The 23855-nt window shown below is 38.6% G+C and carries 23 protein-coding genes; 16 read left to right on the top strand and 7 right to left on the bottom strand.

Going from position 1 to position 23855, the window contains the following annotated elements; translation table 11 throughout:
• Positions 1–222: 222 nt before the first annotated feature.
• The 3 genes from HG267_RS24830 to HG267_RS24820 all read left to right on the top strand — a co-directional run bounded on the left by HG267_RS24830 (position 223) and on the right by HG267_RS24820 (position 4956).
• Positions 223–3024 (top strand): GAF domain-containing protein, encoded by a 2802-nt coding sequence (locus tag HG267_RS24830; RefSeq protein ID WP_081583903.1) that lies wholly within the window; start codon positions 223–225, stop codon positions 3022–3024.
• An 837-nt stretch (positions 3025–3861) separates the two neighbouring features.
• Positions 3862–4005, top strand: a complete 144-nt coding sequence (locus tag HG267_RS24825) for a hypothetical protein (RefSeq protein ID WP_228045566.1) — start codon at positions 3862–3864, stop codon at positions 4003–4005.
• Between the two features lie 21 nt (positions 4006–4026).
• Positions 4027–4956 (top strand): hypothetical protein, encoded by a 930-nt coding sequence (locus tag HG267_RS24820; protein WP_045868454.1) that lies wholly within the window; start codon positions 4027–4029, stop codon positions 4954–4956.
• A gap of 293 nt (positions 4957–5249) precedes the next feature.
• Here the strand turns inward: HG267_RS24820 and HG267_RS24815 are convergent, their stop codons facing one another.
• On the bottom strand, positions 5250–5699 hold the full coding sequence (locus HG267_RS24815) for an orange carotenoid protein N-terminal domain-containing protein (protein ID WP_045868453.1): 450 nt from the start codon (positions 5697–5699) through the stop codon (positions 5250–5252).
• A gap of 525 nt (positions 5700–6224) precedes the next feature.
• On the opposite strand from HG267_RS24815, the gene HG267_RS24810 reads away from it, so the two are divergent.
• Entirely contained in the window at positions 6225–6950 is a 726-nt protein-coding gene (locus HG267_RS24810) for an ABC transporter ATP-binding protein (RefSeq protein ID WP_045868922.1), read from the top strand.
• A 161-nt stretch (positions 6951–7111) separates the two neighbouring features.
• Here the strand turns inward: HG267_RS24810 and HG267_RS24805 are convergent, their stop codons facing one another.
• Positions 7112–7642 carry an orange carotenoid protein N-terminal domain-containing protein gene (locus tag HG267_RS24805; protein ID WP_045868452.1) on the bottom strand — a complete coding sequence of 177 codons (531 nt, stop codon included), beginning with the start codon at positions 7640–7642 and terminating at the stop codon, positions 7112–7114.
• Positions 7643–7857: 215 nt separating this feature from the next.
• On the opposite strand from HG267_RS24805, the gene HG267_RS24800 reads away from it, so the two are divergent.
• Positions 7858–8232, top strand: coding sequence for a hypothetical protein (locus HG267_RS24800; RefSeq protein WP_045868451.1), 375 nt, complete (start codon positions 7858–7860; stop codon positions 8230–8232).
• Positions 8233–8929: 697 nt separating this feature from the next.
• Here the strand turns inward: HG267_RS24800 and HG267_RS24795 are convergent.
• Positions 8930–9571 (bottom strand): HAD-IA family hydrolase, encoded by a 642-nt coding sequence (locus HG267_RS24795; protein WP_045868450.1) that lies wholly within the window; start codon positions 9569–9571, stop codon positions 8930–8932.
• Positions 9546–10520, bottom strand: coding sequence for a tRNA epoxyqueuosine(34) reductase QueG (gene queG, locus HG267_RS24790; RefSeq protein ID WP_045868449.1), 975 nt, complete (start codon positions 10518–10520; stop codon positions 9546–9548). Before queG ends, HG267_RS24795 begins: the two co-directional genes overlap by 26 nt.
• 136 nt (positions 10521–10656) lie before the next feature.
• Between queG and HG267_RS24785 the strand changes: the two genes are divergently transcribed.
• The gene (locus tag HG267_RS24785) at positions 10657–11082 is read left to right on the top strand and encodes a nuclear transport factor 2 family protein (RefSeq protein WP_045868448.1); all 426 of its coding nucleotides are present in this window, start codon (positions 10657–10659) and stop codon (positions 11080–11082) included.
• A gap of 311 nt (positions 11083–11393) precedes the next feature.
• On the opposite strand, the gene HG267_RS24780 is transcribed toward HG267_RS24785, so the two are convergent.
• The gene (locus HG267_RS24780; protein WP_045868447.1) at positions 11394–11810 is read right to left on the bottom strand and encodes a hypothetical protein; all 417 of its coding nucleotides are present in this window, start codon (positions 11808–11810) and stop codon (positions 11394–11396) included.
• 1597 nt (positions 11811–13407) lie between these two features.
• On the opposite strand from HG267_RS24780, the gene HG267_RS24775 reads away from it, so the two are divergent.
• The 5 genes from HG267_RS24775 (at position 13408) to HG267_RS24755 (ending at position 15965) form a co-directional block, all read left to right on the top strand.
• Positions 13408–13662 carry an RNA recognition motif domain-containing protein gene (locus HG267_RS24775; protein WP_045868445.1) on the top strand — a complete coding sequence of 85 codons (255 nt, stop codon included), beginning with the start codon at positions 13408–13410 and terminating at the stop codon, positions 13660–13662.
• 233 nt (positions 13663–13895) lie between these two features.
• Positions 13896–14105: a hypothetical protein gene (locus tag HG267_RS24770; protein WP_071989347.1), complete on the top strand. Its 210-nt coding sequence runs from the start codon at positions 13896–13898 to the stop codon at positions 14103–14105.
• Positions 14106–14279: 174 nt separating this feature from the next.
• Positions 14280–14591, top strand: coding sequence for an RNA recognition motif domain-containing protein (locus HG267_RS24765; RefSeq protein ID WP_045868444.1), 312 nt, complete (start codon positions 14280–14282; stop codon positions 14589–14591).
• Between the two features lie 407 nt (positions 14592–14998).
• Entirely contained in the window at positions 14999–15331 is a 333-nt protein-coding gene (gene trxA / locus HG267_RS24760; RefSeq protein WP_045868442.1) for a thioredoxin, read from the top strand.
• 118 nt (positions 15332–15449) lie between these two features.
• On the top strand, positions 15450–15965 hold the full coding sequence (locus HG267_RS24755; RefSeq protein ID WP_045868441.1) for a hypothetical protein: 516 nt from the start codon (positions 15450–15452) through the stop codon (positions 15963–15965).
• A 33-nt stretch (positions 15966–15998) separates the two neighbouring features.
• On the opposite strand, the gene HG267_RS24750 is transcribed toward HG267_RS24755, so the two are convergent.
• Positions 15999–16412, bottom strand: coding sequence for a hypothetical protein (locus HG267_RS24750; protein ID WP_045868440.1), 414 nt, complete (start codon positions 16410–16412; stop codon positions 15999–16001).
• Positions 16413–17962: 1550 nt separating this feature from the next.
• Between HG267_RS24750 and nifH the strand changes: the two genes are divergently transcribed.
• The 3 genes from nifH to ychF all read left to right on the top strand — a co-directional run bounded on the left by nifH (position 17963) and on the right by ychF (position 20502).
• The gene (gene nifH, locus HG267_RS24745) at positions 17963–18856 is read left to right on the top strand and encodes a nitrogenase iron protein (protein ID WP_045868439.1); all 894 of its coding nucleotides are present in this window, start codon (positions 17963–17965) and stop codon (positions 18854–18856) included.
• A gap of 317 nt (positions 18857–19173) precedes the next feature.
• Complete coding sequence (locus HG267_RS24740; RefSeq protein WP_045868438.1) at positions 19174–19371, top strand: hypothetical protein; 198 nt, start codon at positions 19174–19176, stop codon at positions 19369–19371.
• Positions 19372–19410: 39 nt separating this feature from the next.
• Entirely contained in the window at positions 19411–20502 is a 1092-nt protein-coding gene (gene ychF, locus HG267_RS24735) for a redox-regulated ATPase YchF (protein ID WP_045868437.1), read from the top strand.
• 297 nt (positions 20503–20799) lie between these two features.
• On the opposite strand, the gene HG267_RS24730 is transcribed toward ychF, so the two are convergent.
• Positions 20800–21729 (bottom strand): hypothetical protein, encoded by a 930-nt coding sequence (locus tag HG267_RS24730; protein WP_045868436.1) that lies wholly within the window; start codon positions 21727–21729, stop codon positions 20800–20802.
• A gap of 221 nt (positions 21730–21950) precedes the next feature.
• Here HG267_RS24730 and HG267_RS24725 point away from each other — a divergent pair, with 221 nt between their 5' ends.
• Entirely contained in the window at positions 21951–22838 is an 888-nt protein-coding gene (locus HG267_RS24725; protein WP_045868435.1) for a hypothetical protein, read from the top strand.
• A gap of 18 nt (positions 22839–22856) precedes the next feature.
• Positions 22857–23783, top strand: a complete 927-nt coding sequence (locus HG267_RS24720) for a GUN4 domain-containing protein (RefSeq protein ID WP_052335072.1) — start codon at positions 22857–22859, stop codon at positions 23781–23783.
• Positions 23784–23855 lie beyond the last annotated feature (72 nt).

Genomic DNA, 23855 nt, shown 5'->3' with positions numbered 1-23855 from the left:
GATTTCTCTAGAGAAATCAAAGTAAGCGTGAGTTAGCTAGACTTTTTTGATGCTGCTTTCCTTGCTTCTCGCAAGAGTGTTAAGCGGTCTCCAATCTAGTCTAAAAATGTCTTCTTTGACATGGAAGCAATTCCATAAAAGTTCCACTCACCTGCCGCTAACTAAATTTAATTAATATCAGGGTTTAAGAGTTTTATACAATTCTTTGAGTGTATATAACTAATGGTATTTACTAAAAAAACTGGTGAGGTGCAGCAAACTTTTGATCCAGAAAGTTTACTACACCGAATGACTAATCAGATTAGGCGATCGCTTGAACTTCCAGAAATATTAACAGCTACCGTTTCCGAGGTACGGTCATTTTTAAGTACAGACCGGGTGATGGTCTATCGCTTTGATGCGGATGAGAGTGGCGAAGTGATTGCTGAAGCGATCCACGAACAGCGTTTACCATCTCTGCTGGGCTTACACTTCCCTGCCAATGATATCCCACGGTACGCCAGAGAGATGTTTATAGCCGTGCGGCAACGGGCTATTGTGGATGTGTCTACAGGACAAATCGGCTTATCGCCCTTATATTTATCAACCAGCGACCCATACCAACAAACAGAGGATATCTACTATCGACAGGTAGACCCATGCCATATTCAGTACTTAACTGCTATGGGCGTACAAGCTTCGCTGGTAGTGCCAATATTACATCGCAATCTTACAGAGAAATCAGCAAAGCCAGAACTATGGGGATTGTTGGTATCGCACCACAGCCAACCCCGAACTATTTCCGAGTGGGAACTGAAAGTCATACAACAGGTTAGCGATCAAGTAGAAATTGCGATCGCTCAAAGCAATCTACTTAGCGAAGCCCGTTTTCAGCGACAACAAGAAGGGATTATTAACCAAATCAGTATCCTCTTGCATCAACTACCAACAATTCAATTGCAACAGGCTCTCAAGGCAACTATTAATGCTTTTGGTGGTATCGGTGGTAGGATTTACATCGAACAGAGTGGAGAACTGTACACCTGGGGCGATCAACCGAAATTACCTTACGAGTTAGAAAATAATGTCATTGAGCAGCATCCTGTATGGCAAAACTGGATAGTTCAATCCAAACCTAGCCAAGTTTGGGCAATTTCCGACCTTTATAAAGAACCCCATTTCCGGGTTTTAGCCTTAGCCTTTAAAGCAACTCCAATTCGGGGATTATTGGTAATTCCTCTACATTACCGCCAAAATCTTATTGGTGTTTTAACCATTTTTCGCCGAGAATTTGATACCGAAATCTTGTGGGCGGGACGCTGCGAGCAAAATCAGCGACAACAACTACCCCAACTGTCCTTTGAGGTTTGGCGAGAAGAAAGGAAAGGACAAGCGCCAGAATGGAAACCAGGAGATATCTTTCTGGGACAAGCCTTGTCTTCTCACTTCTCGATGGCTATTCACCAGCAGCAAATGTATCAAGAAGTGCAAGGCCTCAATAGTAACTTAGAACAAAGGGTAAAAGAACAAACTGCTGAAATTGAGAAATCTCTGCATTTTACCAAAATCATTAAGCAAATCACCGAGCAAATACGCAGTTCATTAGATTTAAATATTACCCTCCAAACCATAGTCAGGGAAGTGCGATCGCTGCTCAATTCTGATCGGGCGTTAATTTACAAAATCTTCAGTGAGTCTGATGGTTATGTGATTGTAGAAGAGATTCATGGTAAATATCCATCAGCTTTGGGAACCACAGCCCCTCAACAATGTTTTCCTGATGAGTATGCTCGTCTTTACAATCAAGGAAGAGTACGGGCTATTAATGATGTTTCCACTGCTAGTTTGAGTGATTGTCATCGGGAGTTCTTGGAAAATCTGCAAGTACAAGCCAACTTAATTATTCCCATCAAAATGGGTACGCAACTATGGGGTTTACTCATTGCTCATCAATGTAATGCACCCCGAAATTGGCAAGATGCAGAAATTCAGTTAATCCTACAACTAGCAGATCAGGCTGCGATCGCAATTCAGCAAGCACAACTCTATGAACAAAGCCATGCTGCTGAAAACCAGGCTAAAGCTAAAGCAGAACAGTTAGAGCGGACTCTACAACAACTGCAACATACACAAACACAATTGATTCAAACCGAAAAAATGTCCAGTTTGGGACAGTTAGTTGCAGGGGTAGCACATGAAATTAACAACCCTGTTAACTTTATTTACGGTAACCTCACTTACGCCAATGACTACACCCAACAATTACTGCAGCTTTTATACCTCTATCAATCACATTATCCTGAGCCAGATAGTGAAATTCTGTTAGCAGAAAAAACCATTGATGTCGGGTTTGTGGCAGAGGATTTGCCCAAAATTATCTCCTCTATGCAAGTAGGAGCTGAGAGAATCTACTCTATAGTGCTGTCTTTACGCAATTTTTCTCGTCTGGATGAGGCGGAATTTAAGCCTGTTGATTTACACGAAGGAATTGATAACACTTTATTAATTTTGCAACATCGGCTCAAGTCCAATATCAATTTCCCAGGGGTAAAGCTGATAAAAGACTATGGCGATTTACCATTAGTGAAATGTTATGCCGGACAAATGAATCAAGTATTCATGAATTTGTTCACTAATGCTATTGATGCTTTAGAAACACAAATTAAACACGATCAGTCTCTCATACCGTCAATTTGTATTTCCACGAGAGTTTCCGCAGATCAATCCTTTATCCTGATTCGGATTGCCGATAATGGTACAGGCATGACAGAAGAAGTTAAAAAGCGGATTTTTGACCCATTTTTCACAACTAAGCCTGTAGGCAAAGGTACAGGTTTAGGACTCGCTATCAGTTACCAAATTATTGTAGAAAAACATGGTGGCATTATAGAGTGTGTGTCAGAAGCAGGTAAAGGTACAGAGTTGTGGATTGAGTTACCTCTTAATCCCCTATGCAAAGTCAATCACCATTCTGCCCATTCGATAAAACTCAACTCGGAAAGATGGCAAATTAAACCTATTTTTTATAACTTAAACAATTCATGAGTTATTACTCATTCAGCTAAAACAATGAAGACTTTACTATTAGAGTTTTTCCAAAAATACTTAATATTTCGTCAATATCTATGAGTATTACAAGTAAACTTTAATGACCAAAAATTATCTAGAACTTTCCAGGTGGTAATCTAATAAATGAAGTTACTAAGCTTCCCTGGCAGATATAACAGCTGCATTTGGAGTTAAATTAAGAGGTAAAAACGCTGTTTAATTTACATCTGTCTCGTCAAAAAGCAGCAACACCCAACACAAAACCTGATATTTCCTCAAATACTTAAATTCAGGGGGCGCTGTCACTGGTTCTCATTGCTTTTTCATTAAAGTGATGAAATCGTAGTACATCCCTGGCTGTGTTACATAATTAGAGGAAAGTGTTCAGTTAGTAGGAGTTTGGGTGTTGTTGTTTTTAAAGGGATATTTCCAGTATTTCCAGCTAGTTAATCACGATTAAATCTCAATACGCTTGAGTTAAGCTCATTAGTGATTGATTTGTCACTTAAATAAAAAAGCCAGAACAATTGGGGGATTCTCCCCCAAACCCCCGATTGGGTGACGGTTGCGTCCCCCAAACCCCCTCCAAAATTATTGTTCTGTTTTTTTGTTGAGTAACTAGTTTTTTGGTTTTGTGATCAATTAATTTTCTTAACCCAAGCGTATTGGATTAAATCTCTCTTATCTATGCACTAGCGGAAACACCCCTATTTTTAAGAAAGTTACAGTGACAAAAATTTGACTACTATCGATGAAAATAAAAATAGGGTTTTGACTCAGCAACGCTACTGGCTTTAAGGCGGGAAACCCCTAAGGGTGCAGTGTCTGCGCCTTTTGGTTACTCTTGGGAGAACTCGCAGATTAGCCGCAGAAGCTTCAACAGCACTCTCAAGCCGATGGATTGCGTCTTTTCAAGTTTTGCGATCGTTTGCGATCGCTTCCGAATTATTGCGTTTACACTTTGGATTTGAGATATGAAGTCATTGAGAGGCCACTAAGATGCCTACCGATTATGTTCTCTTTGTCCACGGTGTCAAAACTCATGAAAGACCAGCATTTGAGAAATTATGCAATATCTTGCTGAATCGCATTCAAAATTCTATCAACGATAAGTCTAGAGTTGTGAAGCCGATTTATTTTTTCTGGGGAGATCTGAATTTGGCTGCACAAAGGGAATTAGTCACCAATATCAAAGATTCTCCCAAATGGAACGACTTTTGGTTTAGAGATTTTCGCACAGAACAGATTCTTGAGTTTGTCGGTGATGCTGCACTTTACTTAAGCCGCCATGTTGGTACCCAGGTAGTACAAAGATTCAAGTCTGAGGCTTTTAGTGTACTACAAGGTGCCAATACTAGCGATCGCCTCCATGTAATCACTCATAGTTGGGGAACAGTAATTTTATTTGACATCCTCTTTGCTCGTCGGTGGGAATCTCGCGACTTAGAAGATGAGACAATCAAACTGGTTAAGGATCTGCGTAATGTCCTGTTTGGTTTAGATCCCAATCCTCAAACTGGAATCCCCCTAGCTAGTATCCATACAATGGGTTCACCACTAGCGCTGTTCAGTCTGTTGAATATTAGCGGTAATGTCAATGGAGTGAGTACCCACGATTTAACACCCGATCTGCGAAGATTTTTACAAAATCTCTATAATTTGCGAAAAAAGCCGCTAAATTGGCGTAATTTCTCTCATCCTGGCGATCCCATTGCCTACCCATTAGAAGGCGTGATGTCAATGCTTTTAGACGGTAGCACTGATTATGTGAATACTCAGGATGTAATTACAGACAAGGGTAATATTTTTAACCGTCCTTTTAGCCAAAGATTAATCCCACTCATTTGGGGTGGTGAAGCTCATGGAAGCTACTGGGATAATCCATTAGTTGGTAAAACTATTAGTGAAGTCATTCAAGCAGCAATTTAAGTCAAGTAAACGGAGTGAGGGAATAGGAAAGAAAGGTCGGTTAAGGGAAAAAAGGGGAATGGGAAAAGGAAAAGAAACTTTTAACCCTTAACCTTTAACATTTTCCCAATACTATAAGGGCATGACAGTGGCGTGCCCTTAAGAATAATATACTGTCGCCAACATGATTTAAATTGCGATCGCAATGCCAACTTCTGAGTGATGTTTTAATCCCGTTGCCAGGTTTCATTAATTAAGAATTTAGGTACGTTACCCTCGTAATAACGCACCTAAATTCCTAATTAAGAAATAGATTAACCCATTGCTTGCACAGCAGTAAGCATAAAATTCAATCTTTGATCAAACTCTAGCTTTTTAACTTGTGCTGTAAATTCCTCTGTGCCATTAGGAAGCTGATAATCAGAAGGCATTGGGATGATGGTTCCATTTTCCATTCCTTGTGCTAACAGCAACCAAACCTCTAGTTTGGCATTAGGACTGAGCGCGTTGTAACCACGGTTAATTTCACCACTACCACCCTTAATGAGGTCGCGTTGTGCTTGCAATTGCTCTTGTTGAGACAAGTCTTGAATGTGATCGAACACAGCTCTCGCTGGAGTATCAACGCTGTTAGGAGGCGCTGGGTTGAGCTGTGGTTTCAAATCTAGGTAACCGTACCAAAGTAAAGCGAGTTGAGTATCTACATCAAAGCGTTGAAATCTTTCTAAAGCTGGTCTTGTGCTTTCGTCAACTGTGTAGGTCATAAAAACTCCAAATTAGGCGAATTTTCTTAGCATTTGCAGTTACTAAGAAAAATTTCTTTTAGTTACTCCACATAACTTAACGAATGATTCTAGAGGCATAATCCTACAAAAGATAGAAACAATACTTACGCTGACAGACAGATGTAGATACGTTAGGGATTTCCAAGAAATAAATTATTCCATCTTGTGGGGCGGGCATCTTGCCCGCTACATAAACTGGGCGGACAAGATGTCCACCCCACAATACATACTGGGATATTTTTTTATTTGGAAGTCCCTTAATCGGCATTTAAGTTTCTCATCTGGGCGGGCAAGATTCTCACTCCACAAAAGATTGAGAAAGTTTAATATGTAATTAGATGTGTTTTGTATTACCCTCTGAAGAACACCAGAGTAAGTTACTGAATTTACTGAGGAAAGAGGTTATAAAAAATAAAAATCAGAGAAAAATAACAAATGACAAATGACAAAGCGCAAAGTCTGGGCGGAGGTTTCCTCCGATCAGAACTTTGTAAGAGAGGACAAATGACAAATATCAAATCCCCAATTATTAGATTAGAAAATATCTTTAAAGTTTACGGTAGCGGCGAAACGGAAGTCAAAGCACTTAATAATGTGAATTTGGCTATCGATGAAGGTGAATATTGTTCAATTATGGGGCCTTCTGGTTCTGGTAAATCTACAGCTATGAATATCATCGGCTGTCTGGATCGCCCTACTTCTGGGAGTTACTATTTAGATAATGTTGATGTGGCGCAAATGAATGATAAAGCATTGGCGCATATTCGCAATATTAAACTAGGGTTTGTCTTCCAACAATTCCATTTATTAACCCAATTGACAGCCTTAGAAAATGTGATGTTACCAATGGCTTATGCAGGAATCAATGCTCAAGAAAGACGCGATCGCGCTACGGAAGCTTTGATTAAAGTCGGCTTAGAAAAGCGTCTGAATAACAAGCCCACGCAACTATCAGGCGGACAACAACAAAGAGTAGCGATCGCGCGTGCTATTGTCAATCGTCCTGTAGTTCTGTTAGCGGATGAACCCACTGGCGCACTCGATTCTCGCACTACTCAAGAAGTCTTGGATATCTTTAGCGAGTTAAACGCCAGTGGGATTACAGTTGTCATGGTTACCCATGAACCAGAGGTAGCGCGTCAAACTGCGCGCATAGTTTGGTTCCGCGATGGTGAAGTTATTCACTCTCACCTCACCCCAGCGGATTTAAACCAGATGGCGATGTCTTAGGGACTCAATAGTTGTCGGTTAAGGGGAAAGGGGGAAGGGGAAAAGGGTAAGGGGAAAAGGGGTAAGAAAAAACCTTTAACCTTTACCCTTTCTCCTGCGGAGACGCTACGCGTAGCTTGCTTCCCCGCAGGGGTACACCTTTTCCCCAAATTAAATTAAGCTTACAAACTTGGGGTTTTACCAGTTTGTGCTTGGGTTTCTACAGGTTGGACATCACTGTAGCCCATGTTTCCTACAATGGTTCGCATTACAGACATTTGTTGCTCAAACTCTAATCCTTCGAGTTGAGAAAGTAAATTGTCCATTGTATCTGTAGTTTCGTAATTATCGGGTAGATCAACTACTTTATCTCCCATTGCTACCGCCCAAGCATACCAAACTAATAGCTGATTATTTTCTTTTAAAGCACCATAAGCACGAGAATAATCGCTATCTTCGCAATTAACAATTTGGCGCATAATTGCCAATTGTTTTTCATCCGATAAATCTAAATAATCTCCTAGTAAAATTGGTGCTAAGTTGGGTTCTGCAGCAGCAGGTGCGGCTGGGGTAATTGAATCTCCCATCTTTTCATAAACAAAATAAAACCATGCTAATTTAGCATCGGTATCTAATTTATTAAACGCTTCTACAACTTTTTGAGTTTCATTAGTTAAAGCTTGTGGAACGCTTTGATTTTGGCTAGCAGTCATTATTTATCTCCAAGGCAATTTAACATATCAAACTAAGGGTTAACAGAATTTAATAATCAGAATCGACTTCCACAAGAAAGAGATTTATTTATAGCAATTTGCAGTTTTTATCTATCTTTTAATAGAGGTAAGAATATCTCCTAAGGTGCCAATGATTTTACAGATTGCTTTGATAGGATGACCACAGCAAGCGAAAAAATACCTAGGAGTCAATTATGCCTGATGAAATCAAGCCCAATGTCAGCGAAGCACCTACCCATGACGCACAGTTAGCAGCAGAAAACATAGCTGCTGGTGAAGAAAAAGCGCCTCAAGTAGATTTTGAAGCTGATTACGCTGCTGCACAAAAACTCAGTGTTAGTGAAATTGATCGCACAGGTGAAGGTGCGAAAGCCGCTGAAGCAGCAACAGCACCTAAATATGAAGTTCCCAAACCAGAAGAAACTAGACTCGAAACCCAAGCAACTGGTAATCCTGATGATTATGCAGATATGGCTAAGGATGTTGCAGGTTCTAGAAATGAAGGTGTAGCTAGTATTGATGATGAGCTAATAAAAAAAGCTTTGGAAAAGGGTGAAGCAAAAAGTTGATAATTCGTAATTCGTAATTCGTAATTCGTAATTCGTAATTCGTAATTCGTAATTCGTAATTACCAATATTAGGACACTATGTAATTACGAATATACAGTGTATTTCGGTAGGATACAGCCAAGTTATCTATACAGCAATTCTGAAGTTAGTGAAGTACATCATGAGTAATGAGTTATGAGTAATGAGTTATGAGTAGGAAATTTACTTATAACTCACTACTTATTACTCATTACTTTTTTCAATTAGTTGTTGTAGCTAATCAACATCGAATCTGCTGTAATTACCTGAACCTCTCATTTTGAAATCTGCTAAGTGATGTTGCTATTTAGGTGGTAACAGCTTTAAGGGATTTCCAAGACATAAATTATTCCATCTTGTAGGGCGGGCATCTTGCCCATACGTGTCAACTTAAGCTAAAAGCGATATAGGGTGGGCGTTGTACAAATACCTCGCGCCCTCATCCCCTAACCCCTTCTCCCCGAGGAGAAGGGGAACTAAATCTCTGGCTCCCTTCTCCCTGTGGGAGAGGGGCTGGGGGTGAGGGCGAAACCTTGCAACCAAGAGGGTTTCACGTTAAGTTGACACCAATGTATCTTGCCCGCCCTATAAACTGGGCGGACAAGATGTCCACCCCACAATACATACTGGGATATTTTTTTATTTGGAAGTCCCTAAATACGAATTACGCACTATGAATTACGAATTTTTCCTATTTACTACCGTCAACAATTCACTTGGATGGTGAATTAAAAAATCTGGTTTTTGTTTGGCTAAAATTTCTGGGGAATTAAAGCCCCAAGTTACGGCAATTACTTGAATATTGGCTTTCTTTGAAGCTTCTATATCTCTTGTTTCGTCACCAACATAAATTACTTGTTGCGGTTTTAGCTGCCTTTGCTTTAAGACATTATTGATGATAGTCTTTTTGCCAAAAATTGTGACTCCTGAGTAGATAAAATCGAATAAAGTATCTAGCTCATTAATTTTGAGAAATTCGTTGACATTATCTTTAGAGTTAGAAGTAATAATTCCCAAACTATAACCTTCAGCCTTGAGTTTGATTAAGGCTTCTTTAATTCCGGGAATTGGTTGAAATTCGTGAATCTTGTCTTTTAACTCTCCTTTAACTTTCTTTACTAAAAAAGGGATTTTAAATACAGAGATACCTGAGTATTTAATAATTTCCCTTGATGTTAAGTTTTTCAGGAGTGCTAGCTCCTGCTGGGTAATTGGGACATAGCCAAATTCTACAGCCAAACGATTAGCAATGCTGACAAGAGCGTCTACTGTATCTGCAATCGTGCCATCAAAATCAAAAATAATCACTGTCTGAGTCATTCTGTTGCCTTGATGCGTCTAGATTAGCACGGGCATTACGTCTCAACATTTCTGGTTTAATCCGTCGTAAGGCTGAAGCTGTAAATTGTTGCTCCCACTCCTCTTCTGAGATTTCTGCTAATTCTAGCAGCTTCGGTGCCAGATTCCCAGGATAAGGATTAAATTCTTCCACATCTGTGCTTTTTGCAAAACGTTGATTCCACGGACATACATCTTGGCAGATATCACACCCTGCAACCCAGCCTTGTAAGTGGGGTTTAACGTTTGGGGGTAATTGTTCTGCCCGATTTTCAATTGTATGATACGCAATGCAGCGATTAGCATCTACTACATAGGGTTGAGTAATTGCACCAGTAGGGCAAGCTTCTAAACAGCGCGTACAGGTGCCGCAATGTTCTGTAGCTGGGCGATCGCACTCTAGTTCCAGATTGGTAATAATCTCTCCTAAAAAGACCCAAGAACCATATTCCCTGGTAATTACATTGCCGTTTTTGGCAATCCAGCCAATACCAGATTTTTGCGCCCATAATTTATCTGGTACGGGGCCTGTATCTGCATAATAACGCGCTTGGACATTTTCACTCAGTGATTGTACCCAATTGTTTAGTGCTTTAAGTCTCTTATGCATGACTTTGTGATAATCTCGTCCCCAACCATAACGAGAAATCTTGCCATATTCCTCACCTGTAGGACGTTGATGGGGTGTGTAGTAATTGAGTGCCACACAAATCAGCGATCGCGCTTCTGGCATGATTAAGCGGATATCCTGACGCTTGGGGTTAGCCATCCATGCCATATCAGCGTTGTAACCCAGTGCTAGCCATGCTTGCAAGCGCTGTGCTGCTGTTTCATCTACCCCATCCACAGCCGCAATTCCTACTTTGTGAAATCCCAACTCCTGCGCTTTTTTCTTTACCACATCAGTCGTGGTTATGCCTGAGCTATTCATTTCTCTTAATTTAATTTTTGCCTCTATCCAGAGAACGACTTCATGATCACAAAGCAATATATACCGATAGCAGCTTTTTTTAGACTGCGTTTGCCATGAACATTGATGTTTAGCTAGCCTCAAAACAGGTAATTTTATGACTACTGCTGAATTTAACAAAAAAACAGACACCAGAGAATTATCAATTGAGGGAATTACAGAACCGACTATTCTACGTTACTTTGAAGCTTTGAATGCTGGAGATTTTGCGGCAACTGCTGCCTTATTTGCTGAGGATGGTATGATGTATCCACCCTTTGAATCTGGTTTTGTAGGGACAGATGCGATCGCAACTTATCTAAAACAAGAAGCTCAAGGTATTAAAGCCGAACCGCACCAAGGAATTATTGAGAGTTTGCCAAACGAGCAAATTCAAGTCCAAGTAGCAGGAAAAGCCTTCACATCCTGGTGTGGTGTTAACGTTACTTGGTTATTTATTCTCAATCAACAACGCCAAATTGTCGAAGCCAAAATTAAACTCTTAGCTTCTCCCCAAGAATTACTCGCTATGCGTCGTGATTAAGCATTTTGTATGAGGTTAAGGGGGAAAGGGGGAAGGGGGAAAGGGGAAGAAAAAACCTTTAATCCTTTACCTTTAAGCTAAAAACAGTTTTGAGTTCAAAACGCTTAACCGAGTAGTGTTGGGATGTGTTGCAATATTTGTTGGTTAAGGGGGAAAAGGGGAAAGGGGAAGAAAAAACTTTTAACCTTTAACCCTTCACCCTTCACCCTTTCCCCCATAAAACTTAGATGCTTAGGTAAAATCATGAATGAAGCAATGCTGCCCAGATACCTGATTTTCTCAAACAGTCGGGTATCTAAATCTCGCTAAAGTCAATGACTTTTAACCTTGCCATTGCCATTCACACCGGTAATAATTGCTTCTTCACCAGTAAGCTCAATTGCCGATTCGCCTCGCAGTCCCTTGCGCCGTTGGTTTTTCGGAACTCCTCCCGCCATGCCATACTCTACACTGCTTTTGCCATATTTAGTTGCAACACCCATGAGCATGTGTTCTGTCATGTCTGCCAGTTGACGCTCGGTTGCCAGCATTTCAGTATACAATCTATCCAAGTTAGCAAGCGCACTGTTGTAGGTATTTTCTTGATCTCGCATTGTCTCAATGAGGTTGGAATAAGCAAATAAAGTTAATCCATTACCTGCATTTAAGTTTGGATCAATTGATTTAATACCAGCCGCACGACGCACTGCTTTAATTAACACATCGGAAGTTCTTTGTCTTCTAGCCATATTTAAGATGCACCTTCTAATCTGCTTCTCAGTTAACAGTTAAGTAACAATACAGGCTTAATTGCATAATTACTCATCAGGTTTTTGACCGTTTACCGTTGAATTATTAACTGATTTAATCTTATTTACCTTAAAAAATTTCCTATGGATCAGCCTGAGAGAATTTTGGCAAATCTCAAATAAATTTAGCTACATAGTAATACTACGATTTTTCAAAGAAATTACCCAAATTAATCAGCCAAAGTAACTTTTGAGAAAACAATATTTGCTTTGGCTTGCTAAATACACCGAAACGAGAAAGCCAAAGCAGCTTTTGAGAAAACAATATCTGCTTTGGCTTGCTGAATACACTGAAATGAGAAAGCCAAAACAGCTTTTGAGCAAGCAATATTTGCTTTGGCTTGCTGAATACACTGAAATGAGAAAGCACAAACAGCTTTTGAGAAAGCCAAAGCAGATTTGAAGAAAGCAATACTTGCTTTTGCTGATTAAATTGTTGTGAGGCAGAGATTGCCTTTGAAAATTGGCTATGCTACTATTTATACCAATCGCTGCACCTTGAAAATTCAATAAATATATATCTTTGGCTTGTAACCTCATGGTTAGTTTCCTTAAGCCATTTTATTAAGAAATGTAACCTGAGGGGGTCGTGCAAAAGCTCAAATGCTGATTCTTTCGTAGACCCCCTCAGATAACTTACTCTATAAGGGTTTGAGGCACTTGCAGGCTGTCCATATTGTCAATAAATGTGGCTTGTTGACAGGTAAAACAGACCCCCCTCAGTTTTATGGTGCTGTAAGCCTTATTTAATAAGCTTTCTACAAGGGTAGGGTTTTCAATCAATTACCCCTCACGGGGATGGAAACTTTTTCTTAATCCAAATCAGCTTCCCCCAAAACAGGCGGTTTTCAATCAATTACCCCTCACGGGGATGGAAACATAGCGTCAGCCCGCTCATATGAATCCTCATAATTTGTTTTCAATCAATTACCCCTCACGGGGATGGAAACTGAAGTAACAAGTACGATATGTACCTTAGTATGAGTTGTTTTCAATCAATTAGGGACTTCCAAGAAATAAATTATTCCATCTTGTGGGGCGGGCATCTTGCCCGCCACATAAACTGGGCGGACAAGATGTCCACCCCACAATAAATACTGGGATATTTTTTTATTTGGAAGTCCCTTACCCCTCACGGGGATGGAAAAGAAGGGAGTTTTGGGAAAGTAGGTAACTGCCTAGTACAAGTCGGCGTAAATAAACAGACCATCTGTAATTGCTAAAAATCTGGTGGGATAAGTATTCTTTCTTTTTACCTTTAACTTTTGACTTTTGCCTTGTTGTACTGGCTAATTGACTTATCAGTTGCGTCTACTTATAAAAAATATTTATTACCTTAGTTAATGGGCTGAGGTTTATTCTCTTGATAAATTTTTAAGCTAAAAAACCAAGCTACTTAAACCTGTACTGATTTAAATATGTTTAAAATTTAAAACCATGCTACTATTAAATTATTGAGAAATATTTTTGGTCAAGTGACTATAGAGATACCTCTCCAAATGTAAATCTCTACATTCTGTTAGCTCGGAGATATTCTATGTCAGTTTATATTGGTAATCTATCCCATGAAATTGAAGATGAGGATATCAGACAAGTCTTTTTAAAGTATGGGTCTGTGAAAAGGATACTAGTATCTACCAAGCAAAAATCAGGCGAAAAGCGAGGTTTTGCCATTGTTCAAATGGAAAAAGACACCGACGAAGTAGCAGCGATTAATGGATTACAAGGTACTGAATGGATGGGTTATAGCCTGAAAGTGAATAGAGCTAAAACCATCGCAGATGCAGCTTAAATTGGTCTTAGTGTATATAAGCTAAACCAAATCTAGTTTGCATAATCTGAAATTATATATTTCTTGTGGCGTTGGGCATCTTGCCCGCCCCATCTATGCAAGTTAAATATGGAACAGCTTATTAAGCTGAAATATTTCAATTATTGTTGTGCTTATATAGAAACCAAAATCAGGTCAAAACCCTCCCCATAAATACTATGGGTTAGATGAATAACTGTAGAAGTGAGTAGAAATTGAAAATAAAAGCATTGGAAGTCAAAGCTGGCGATCGCATATTTGCATACTGTAAAAATAAACGGCAAATGTGTAAGGTGAAAGAAATTTTAGATCAAGGTCAGACTAATGTCACACTCTCAGTATTTACCAGTGGACATTATCGCGGCTGCTTAGTCTCATGCGTAGTCAGGTTTCAGCGAGAAGCTCTAGTGGAATTAGTCAGCTAATATTCTTTTTTCCATTATTCCCCTAAAAGTAAATTTCTATGCCATAATGAGAGATGAGAGTTAATTCGGTTAACAGCTTTTGTTTTTAGTATTGACAGTCTTTTTGTTTTTGGTATTTACAAACTTTTCTCCGAAATTTAAATCTCTACATATTTACAATTTCGGAGACAATCTATGTCAGTTTATGTAGGCAATCTTTCTTACGAAGTTACTGAAGCCACTCTGAATGCAGTCTTTGCAGAATATGGTTCTGTGAAGCGCGTTCAGCTACCTACAGATAGAGAAACAGGCCGTTTGCGCGGCTTTGGCTTTGTTGAAATGGGTACAGATGCAGAAGAAAATGCTGCTATTGAAGCTCTTGATGGCGCTGAGTGGATGGGAAGAGACTTAAAAGTAAATAAGGCTAAACCCAGAGAAGAAAGAGGCGGCTCATTTGGTGGTGGCGGTGGTAACCGTGGTAATTACGGTGGACGCAACCGTTACTAAGCTTTACTAATTTAGCTATTTGACCTAACTTGTTAGATCAATATAATTCACTTGATGTATTAGTGGCTCAAGCAGAAATGCCTGAGCCTTTTTTATACAATTTTGATTTCAAAATCAAACAAGTATTCATTAAACTTCTGGCAAAAATCGGGAAAAGGTGTACCCCTGCGCTTAAGAAAGCTACGCGTAGCGTCTTTGCAGGAGAAGGAAGAAAAGTTTTGTATTTTCCCTTTCCCCTTCTCTTGCAGCACTTTTGTAAGAGGTTTATGAACTTGTGAAATAAATTATTAGCCTTTTATAAAGAAAATTTTTGTATCGCTTTGTAGGTAAAATATTAAATATTCATTGGTCATAATGTCGCTAAAAAATGTTTTTGCAGTTTTAGTTTAATATTGAGGAATTCCAAAATGTCTACAGATACTGATTTAGTTGCTTATATCCAAGAAAGTGAATTTGAAACTCTTTTAAGTGAAAAAAACATTCTTGTAGTTGACTTCACTGCTACTTGGTGTGGCCCTTGTCGCCTAGTTGCTCCATTAATGGAGCAACTTGCACAAGAGTACAAAGATAGTGCAAAGGTCGTCAAGGTAGATGTGGATAACAACAAACCAATGTTAAAAAAATTTGGTCTTCGCAGTATTCCAGCAGTTTTAATTTTCAAAAATGGTGAGTTAGCAGAAACTATTGTTGGAGTTTCTCCTTACGAGAAATTTAGCAGTGCTGTCTCTCAGCTTCTCTAGCTTGTTTTGCAGGTAATTTTTAGTTCTCCCATCCTTTTGGGAGTTACTAAGCATAATTTCCTTATCCCTAAAAATTCTCTTAGACATCCAATCTACACAATAATTAAGTGTAGTAAATATGAACCCAGAAGCCAAACACATTGTTAGCGAACTCAGAAGTGAATTCTACTCTTTGTTCGCTGCTGCGATGAAAACTCCAGTGAGAATAAGTAGTACATCTTATAGTAGTAACTCTCCAATCGCATCTTGGATAGATAATAGAGAACAACTAAATTATGTAAACATCTACGCTTATACAGCACCAGACGAATTTAACCCATTACGCCCATTCATACTGCGGTTGGCTATTAATAAAAGCGCTCTTCAATATATGATGGCTAAAAAATGGCAAAAATCTCGAGGGCTGAATATCCTCTGGGAATTTGAGTTAACTATCTTACCAACAGAAATTTTAGATTTTCTTCCTTGGATAGTTAGCTTAGTTGAAGCCCAGAATCAAGTTGTACCTTCCCTATTACAGCCACCACCCCATCCATTTGAATTAAAAGTGCCAGATTTTGCACTATGTAATAACTTATGGACTTTGGAAGCTTGTCTGCTCACAAAGGGAAAGGTGATGGAGCCAGCATTTTAGTGGCTATCTTCAAACACAACCATAATTGATTAACTACTGCAAGTTTTCTGCACTTGCATCTCTATTAATATCTACTGAGCTATTAGTATCAAGACTTATAGATTCCTTGGTAAAAGACTTTAACGTTGAAGCTAAAGCCAGTTGAGAAGCCACCTGATAAACTAGCTCTTTGGAGATGTCTTGTTGTTGGTTTAACAACTCAACAAAGCTGTCAAAATCACGCATTACACAATATCTGTGCAATGCAGCTTTATTTTCTATGAGATGAAATTTTTCGTCAATCTTTGCTTTTGCTTCCTTTTCAGCCTCAGCAATAGAATTGACGAATCCGCCATTATGACATAATTCCCCAAAAATTTTATAGTAATAAGCTTTTCTGCTTAATGATTCCTCTTCAATGTGAATGGAATGAAACTTGTATTCAATTTTGTATTTTTTAGATTCCATAAATATATGACACTAAAGGATGCAGGAAGAATAATCTTGAATTTGTTTCTCTTCCAGATTGGAGGAATAGCAGATTTATGACTATGGCAATCTAATCTAATTATTGAAATCGCTAGCGCAATGAAGTAACAGACAAACTTGTCAATAACCAAGAGTAAAAGCTTGCGATTAATAAAAACAAAATTTTTGTACCATTTTATTCTCATCTTCAACATTAACACGATATTCCATTAATCTACAGAATATATCTCTAAAGTCTGAGTTATATATTTTACCAATGTAAGTTTTTGCATTCTAGGCTTGATTTTAGGTGAAATATCGCGAAAATGCACTATATAAATTCTGTATAGATAATGTATTTTATATAACTATTTTTCCATGTGACTTTCAATTCAAGCGCGCGCGATACTAAAGCCTTTTTCTAAGAAAAATTGCTAAACCTAATACTTTATATATAGAAATTAGGTTAATAAACTATAAATTAGTTAGACGTGAACAATAAATTCAAAATTGAAAAATAATTTTGCTTAGGAAAAATAAATTAGTAAATCCGTGCTAATCTAAAAACAGGAATCAAAAAGTAAGAATGCAAAAAGACTTCAAGACAATATTGAGGTAACTCGATAAAGTCCTTTTGCTCTGGTAAGTCCGCTTCAATGTCGTTATGTTTTTTAGTAACGCTCATCATAGCCAGAACATCAAGATAATTACCTTAGTAATGGCTTGAAGTCAATCATAGCTTGCTTAGGTAATAGCCAAGTAACGCTTGGCTATACTAGTTAGTTAAACAGCCAGCACCAATTCCTCTTAGAGTCTAGGGAGAAAGACTCTAGGTATATCCTGGCAATCCCAAAGAATTTAGAATGGTTACTTAACTTGGGAAATTATGTTCTCAGATTTGCTTACTGGGAAAATTAAAACTCCCAGCAGAGTAGATACCGTTCCAATAAATTTAGGAATTTAACTAAATTGTCAAAATTCACCAATATACTGCCTAAACCATAGTGTTAAAGGTTATTAATGCAGAAACTTACCCTGTAATTGGGGAATTATTTTCCTGCATTAGTAGCAATAGCATGAAGTGATTTTTTAGGAATAATTGCAAGAAATGCTAAAAAGCGATCGCTCGTTATTTTAGGATATAAAATCAGGCAATTATGGCATAAGCAACATAGAGAATTTGTAACAAACATTAAAAGTAAACTGCAATTTTGGTGGGTTGGGTGCAGGACAAAAATCCTGCAAAGGTTGAAATTGCTAATCTCAAAACTCTTAATGTCTGAACCAGTGATGACGGTTTAGTTACAACAATCTAGAATGCTCATGTCCAGGTTTTCCTGATAGAAAATCCTCACAAATATATCTATCGCTAACTCGCAAGAGCATCTTTGTAATCGTCCTTAAACACAAATCAAATCTTCGTCTATGCAACCTTTTACTATTATTTGCCTGGTGTGTTGCTTGGCAAAAACTATATGCAACTACCAAGGGTTTAGTCTCAGTTAGCCTTTCACTCCCATCGACCCATTAATTCTAGGAAAAAACCCACCATGTCTATCGATAGCAAAATCAGACAAATAGCTTTCTACGGTAAAGGCGGTATTGGTAAGTCTACTACCTCTCAAAACACTCTGGCAGCAATGGCAGAAATGGGACAACGCATCCTAATTGTAGGTTGCGACCCTAAAGCAGACTCAACTCGTTTGATGTTGCACTCTAAAGCACAAACCACCGTTCTTCACTTGGCTGCTGAACGTGGTGCAGTAGAAGACCTCGAACTTGAAGAAGTCATGCTGACTGGCTTCCGTGGTGTTAAGTGCGTAGAGTCAGGCGGCCCAGAACCCGGCGTAGGTTGTGCTGGTCGTGGTATTATTACCGCCATTAACTTCTTGGAAGAAAACGGTGCTTACCAAGATGTTGACTTCGTATCTTACGACGTATTAGGCGACGTTGTTTGCGGTGGTTTTGCTATGCCTATCCGTGAAAACAAAGCACAAGAAATCTACATCGTTACCTCTGGTGAAATGATGGCGATGTACGCCGCTAACAACATTGCTCGTGGTATTTTGAAATATGCTCACTCCGGTGGTGTGCGTTTAGGTGGTTTGATTTGTAACAGCCGTAAAACTGACCGGGAACACGAACTCATCGAAACCTTGGCAAAACGGTTGAACACCCAAATGATTCACTTCGTACCTCGCGACAATATTGTTCAACACGCAGAATTGCGTCGGATGACTGTTAACGAATACGCACCAGATAGCAACCAATCTAACGAATACCGCGCATTAGCTACGAAGATCATCAACAACCAGAATCTTCAAATTCCTACACCAATTGAAATGGAAGAACTAGAAGAATTGTTGATTGAATTTGGTATTCTCGAAAGCGAAGAAAATGCTGCAAAATTAATTGGTGCGCCAGCTGAAAGCACTGCAAAGTAAATAATGTCTAGGGTGGGTTATTTCTCACCCTTCCTTAATTTTGTCAGCTTTATACTGGTTGCATACATAGACTATTTAACAACGGTGACTATCAGTGAAACGATAAAGTTACCGTTTTTACGTTGTTTACACAGTATTAATTTTGAATTCCGCGTAGTTCACGTAGGATGCGTTAGCGATAGCGTAACGCATCAGCGTCAAACTGCGTAGCGGTATTAATTACTTTTGATGACGCTGACTTAGCTATTTTGGAAGATGTCAGTACCTGATATTGTCATTTAGCTTGGGAAAGTCGAATAAATTAATTGAGACTTTTCATGATTCAACCTCAAGCTATTTCTATACCCGAACCCGGAATTCCCAATCCAGTCCCCAATCCCTTACCCAGTCCTGAACCTTCACCAGGGCCAACCATTCCCCAACCTATACCGGGGCCAGTTCCCGAACCTGTACCAGCGCCAATTCCGCAAACAGTTCCCGAACCAATTCCCCAAACAATTCCTGAACCGGTTTAAATTATCCTTGGTAATGTAAGCCAAAATCTAAAATCTAAAATGCTACGAGCCGGAATTGTCGGACTACCCAACGTCGGAAAATCTACTTTATTTAATGCTGTAGTTGCTAACGCCAAAGCCGAAGCCGCTAACTTCCCCTTTTGCACCATTGAACCCAATGTCGGCGTTGTTGCAGTACCGGATGAGCGCTTAAATGTTCTCTCTAACATATCCGGTTCAGCACAAATTATCCCAGCGCGTATTGAGTTTGTGGATATTGCCGGTTTGGTAAAAGGTGCAAGCCAAGGTGAGGGACTAGGTAATCAATTTCTCTCTCACATCCGGGAAGTAGATGCAATTGTTCATGTGGTGCGTTGTTTTGAAAATGATGATATCATTCACGTCGCTGGTTCCGTTGACCCAGCACGGGATATTGAAATCATTAATTTAGAGCTTGGTTTATCAGATTTAGCACAAATTGAACGCCGCATTGACCGCACCCGCAAGCAAGCACGGACTAGCAAAGATGCACAATTTGAAATCACAGTTCTAGAAAAATTAGCTGCGGCTTTAAATGAAGGTAAATCAGTCAGACAAGTTAGTTTAACTGAAGAAGAAGCCGAAATTATTAAAGGACTAGGACTGCTGACGAATAAACCAATTATTTACGCCGCCAATGTCTCTGAAGATGACTTAGCAACTGGCAATGATTTTGTTGAGAAAGTGCGGCAAATAGCAGCGCCAGAAAATGCCCAGGTCGTTATAGTTTCTGCTCAAGTAGAAGCTGAACTAGTAGAATTACCTGAAGAAGATAAAGCTGATTTCTTAGCATCTTTAGGAGTAGAAGAAGGCGGTTTAAAATCTTTAATTCGTGCTACTTACACTCTGTTAGGCTTACGGACATATTTCACCAGCGGCCCTAAAGAAACTCGTGCTTGGACAATTCACGCCGGAATGTCTGCACCCCAAGCAGCAGGTGTAATTCACTCCGATTTTGAACGGGGATTTATTCGCGCCGAAACCGTTGCTTATGATGATTTAGTAACAACTGGTTCGATGAATGGTGCGAAAGAAAAAGGTTTAGTGAGAAGTGAAGGTAAAGAATATATCGTTAAAGAAGGCGATGTGATGTTGTTCCGATTTAATGTGTAATACCAATTTTTATGCAGCTGCATAGAATTTGATCCCCCCTAGCCCCCCTTAAAAAAGGGGGGAACCGGAAAAAATAGCTCAAAGTCCCCTTAATAAGAGGAATACAGAAAAAATAGCTCAAAGTCCCCTTAATAAGGGGGGAGCAGGAAAAAATCTCTCAAAGTCCCCCTTTTTAAGGGGGATTTAGGGGGATCTAAATATGTGCAACTCCACATGATTAAATTGGTATAAGTAATTCGTAATTACAAGACGGATTATTTTAACCGCCGATGAACGCAGATGATTTATCGGCGGTTTTTATTCTCCACCAACAACATACACAGCAGAACCAAAATTCTCATCATCAGTACCAACAATTACACCGCCATTCGCACCAGGGACAAGTTCTATCCCTTCAATTTTGTGGTAATTAGTACGATAAAGCGGTACAAGTTGCGAGTTTGGTCTAAATACTAATTTGTTATTACGATATCCCAAAGCACCTGCAACATATACAGCCGATTGAAATGGCCCATCATCTCCAGCATCACTGGCTGCGCTAATAAAGACAACTCCCGCCGAATCAACTTTGATATCAGAAACATGGCGAACATTTCCAGATGGAAATGGAACTATAAAATTGCTATAACCTGCGAAAATAATTTGATATTTAGTTAAATCCAGCAATCCCCAATAAATAGTTGCAGGTTGTTCAGCTTCTCCCCGATGCGCCCAAACCGCAATTAATTTACCATCTATATCTTGTAGAGAAAAAGCCTCAAAATTACTGCCTTTTGGAAATGCTGGTAAATTAAATTCTTGAATAACTGAGATAGTTTTTTTATCAACATCTAATTTAAAATAATAAGCCTTACCAGCACTGGCTAGAGCGATAAATGAAGTATTATTAGTACCCGGAATAGATGTTAAAGCTTCTAAATCTTCTGGTAATACTTTACTTGGCCAGTTCAAAGCTAAATATTCTGGTTGATTTTTACCTTTAATATTAATAATTGCTAGACGACCTTGTCCGGGTTTTTTATTATCATGAACAATCAGAAAATCTAGGGAATTACTTTGTTGCTGAATTAGTGCGATTCCACTGATACCAAAAGGGATACCACCCCGCACAGGTAGCCACTCTTGCGCCCAAACTCGCTGACAGATGAATAACAGCGCTGCTAAGACTACTAAATTGATAATTAATTTCAGAAACCGAGGTATATTAAGTACTGCTGATAGACGCATAGATGAGCATCGCTAAGACAGAGTGCGTTAACGGATGACCCATCATATCAAATCCAGGCGATCACGCCATATAATTAGGTAACTTTTAGTAATCTTCACTGTCAACAACAACCGAAATTATACTTAATTATTTAGAGATATTTATTAACTCGACACATTCTTTTTGTAATGTTATTTTTGAAACTGTATACCAGTAAACAATCACTTCAGGATGATGCACAATGCTGGGATGGATATTTGGTGGTTTCGTTAGAAAATTAGAGCGTTCAGCAAAGAAAGTCTCACGAGATTTTGTGAAATCAAGCAGTAAAGAAATAAACGACTTATTTGATAGAAAACTTAATCCCTTGGCTGACAGACTAGACTATGTATCTAAAGAACGGATAAAACAAGTTGAGGAATTAGAAGTTCAATCTAAAGCTGATATTGAGTCTTTACTAAATAATGCAGATCACAAAGTGAAGGATTCTCTCAAAGAAATTGATGATATACGTCAATCGGCTCTCCAAGATGTAAGAGATACTGTTGGTGAAGTTGATGTTTATTTAGAAAATAGAATTAATCAAATTTCTTTAACTGTAATGAGAGCATTGAGCCAAACTGACATAATAACTGAAAATATTTTGAAAGAAGTTAATATTGTTGAAGAAAAATTATTCCAAGATATAGATTATCTGGTTGATAAAATCAATGAAAATATGGATGAAAAATTAGAATTAATTCGTAATGAATTAAGAAAACATTTAGCTCATGCTTTACCAAATCCGATTGATAAATGTAGGCAGAGATTAAAAATAGGGCTGAAGCCTGGGCCTATGTTGTCTGATGTTGAGCTTTATCAATTAACTGAGTGCTATGAACTAAGCAACTTAAATGAGAACATTTCGATTGATAAAGTAATAGATATTTATGGACAACTGCAACTCAATGCAGCGAGAATGGCTGCTTTAGTTAAAAAATCTCCAGTCTTGAAAAGACAAGCTATGGAAGACTGGCTCAAATATGGTTTACTTTGTGAGTTTTGGGAAGACACAAAAAGAAATTATGCTCATACTAAAAATTATGCTTTAGAGCGTCAACAATCACAGAACTTTTTGACTGGTAAATAAATTAACTATAGGTTGTTTATGAAACAAGCTGATCCAACAAACTGGAAAACGCCTTTAGAGTATTACGAAACGGCGATAGAAGAATTAAGACGAGCAAAAGAAGAGTTGCAAGAAGAGTTAGAAAATATCAAAGCTGGTAATGTAAAAGCTTTGGAATCAAGTGTTAGGTCTTTTCAAGCGGAAATATATTCATTGAAATCTGAGCTTCATCTGACAAAAGAAAAGCTTGAATCTGCCGAAAAAACTGCAATAGAAGCTGAAAAAGTTGCTATTCATGCTCAGAATAAAATTCAAGAAATTATAGATAAAACTCCTGAATCAACCTTGAATTTGCTGATTTTAGACGAATTTGCACACCTTAAAGAACAAACATCGCAAATTATTAGTATAGTTAACAATCCCCCTGAAAGCGAGACACAAAATAAAATTTTAGAACTATTATCAAGCTTGCAAAAGCAAGTTGATCAACTGGAAATCGAATCAACTCTTGTATCCTCTAATTCAGGTATAAACTATAGTAAATTACGAGATTTGTTGGCAGAAAGCAAGTGGCAAGAAGCAGATAAAGAAACTTGTCTTTATCTACTTAGAATCTCCGATAGAGAAGAGGAAAAGTGGTTAGACGATGGAGACATTAAGAGGCTATCTCGCCATGACTTACGAATTATTAATAACCTTTGGCTAAAGTATAGTAATGGCAGATTTGGTTTTAGTGTGCAAAAACAAATATGGCAAGATTCCAACGAAGATTATAAACTCTTTGGGCATCGTGTTGGTTGGTTGGTAAATCTTGTAAACACTGAATGGCGTAAATACGAAGAAGCGATATTTAGTATTGATGCTCCAGAAGGACATCTTCCATACACAATTAGGGTACTTGGTTTAGGTTATCGAAATCCTGGAGAAATTCCACACAGGCTAAAACGTTTCTTACCAAGATACTAATTTACTAACAAGATTTTATGCGACTAAATAACCTTTTGAAACCCATTTTTTGATTAAATAAAAAATCAGGTG

Origin of the sequence: Tolypothrix sp. PCC 7601 (assembly GCF_025677855.1) — a bacterium.
In the GTDB taxonomy this organism is placed as follows: Bacteria; Cyanobacteriota; Cyanobacteriia; order Cyanobacteriales; family Nostocaceae; genus Aulosira; species Aulosira diplosiphon.
The sequence above is the reverse complement of the archived record's forward strand: the minus strand, read 5'-3'. Positions and strand labels throughout refer to the sequence as shown.

Coding starts and splice junctions, on each gene's coding strand:
- HG267_RS24725 (WP_045868435.1), top strand. CDS start 21,951: ATGCTGGGATGGATATTTGGTGGTTTCGTTAGAAAATTAGAGCGTTCA.
- HG267_RS24805 (WP_045868452.1), bottom strand. CDS start 7,642: ATGACTGCTAGCCAAAATCAAAGCGTTCCACAAGCTTTAACTAATGAA.
- HG267_RS24820 (WP_045868454.1), top strand. CDS start 4,027: ATGCCTACCGATTATGTTCTCTTTGTCCACGGTGTCAAAACTCATGAA.
- HG267_RS24800 (WP_045868451.1), top strand. CDS start 7,858: ATGCCTGATGAAATCAAGCCCAATGTCAGCGAAGCACCTACCCATGAC.
- nifH (WP_045868439.1), top strand. CDS start 17,963: ATGTCTATCGATAGCAAAATCAGACAAATAGCTTTCTACGGTAAAGGC.
- HG267_RS24775 (WP_045868445.1), top strand. CDS start 13,408: ATGTCAGTTTATATTGGTAATCTATCCCATGAAATTGAAGATGAGGAT.
- HG267_RS24795 (WP_045868450.1), bottom strand. CDS start 9,571: ATGACTCAGACAGTGATTATTTTTGATTTTGATGGCACGATTGCAGAT.
- HG267_RS24780 (WP_045868447.1), bottom strand. CDS start 11,810: ATGGCTAGAAGACAAAGAACTTCCGATGTGTTAATTAAAGCAGTGCGT.
- queG (WP_045868449.1), bottom strand. CDS start 10,520: ATGAATAGCTCAGGCATAACCACGACTGATGTGGTAAAGAAAAAAGCG.
- HG267_RS24720 (WP_052335072.1), top strand. CDS start 22,857: ATGAAACAAGCTGATCCAACAAACTGGAAAACGCCTTTAGAGTATTAC.
- HG267_RS24815 (WP_045868453.1), bottom strand. CDS start 5,699: ATGACCTACACAGTTGACGAAAGCACAAGACCAGCTTTAGAAAGATTT.
- trxA (WP_045868442.1), top strand. CDS start 14,999: ATGTCTACAGATACTGATTTAGTTGCTTATATCCAAGAAAGTGAATTT.
- HG267_RS24730 (WP_045868436.1), bottom strand. CDS start 21,729: ATGCGTCTATCAGCAGTACTTAATATACCTCGGTTTCTGAAATTAATT.
- HG267_RS24810 (WP_045868922.1), top strand. CDS start 6,225: ATGACAAATATCAAATCCCCAATTATTAGATTAGAAAATATCTTTAAA.
- HG267_RS24755 (WP_045868441.1), top strand. CDS start 15,450: ATGAACCCAGAAGCCAAACACATTGTTAGCGAACTCAGAAGTGAATTC.
- HG267_RS24765 (WP_045868444.1), top strand. CDS start 14,280: ATGTCAGTTTATGTAGGCAATCTTTCTTACGAAGTTACTGAAGCCACT.
- HG267_RS24740 (WP_045868438.1), top strand. CDS start 19,174: ATGATTCAACCTCAAGCTATTTCTATACCCGAACCCGGAATTCCCAAT.
- ychF (WP_045868437.1), top strand. CDS start 19,411: ATGCTACGAGCCGGAATTGTCGGACTACCCAACGTCGGAAAATCTACT.
- HG267_RS24830 (WP_081583903.1), top strand. CDS start 223: ATGGTATTTACTAAAAAAACTGGTGAGGTGCAGCAAACTTTTGATCCA.
- HG267_RS24750 (WP_045868440.1), bottom strand. CDS start 16,412: ATGGAATCTAAAAAATACAAAATTGAATACAAGTTTCATTCCATTCAC.
- HG267_RS24785 (WP_045868448.1), top strand. CDS start 10,657: ATGACTACTGCTGAATTTAACAAAAAAACAGACACCAGAGAATTATCA.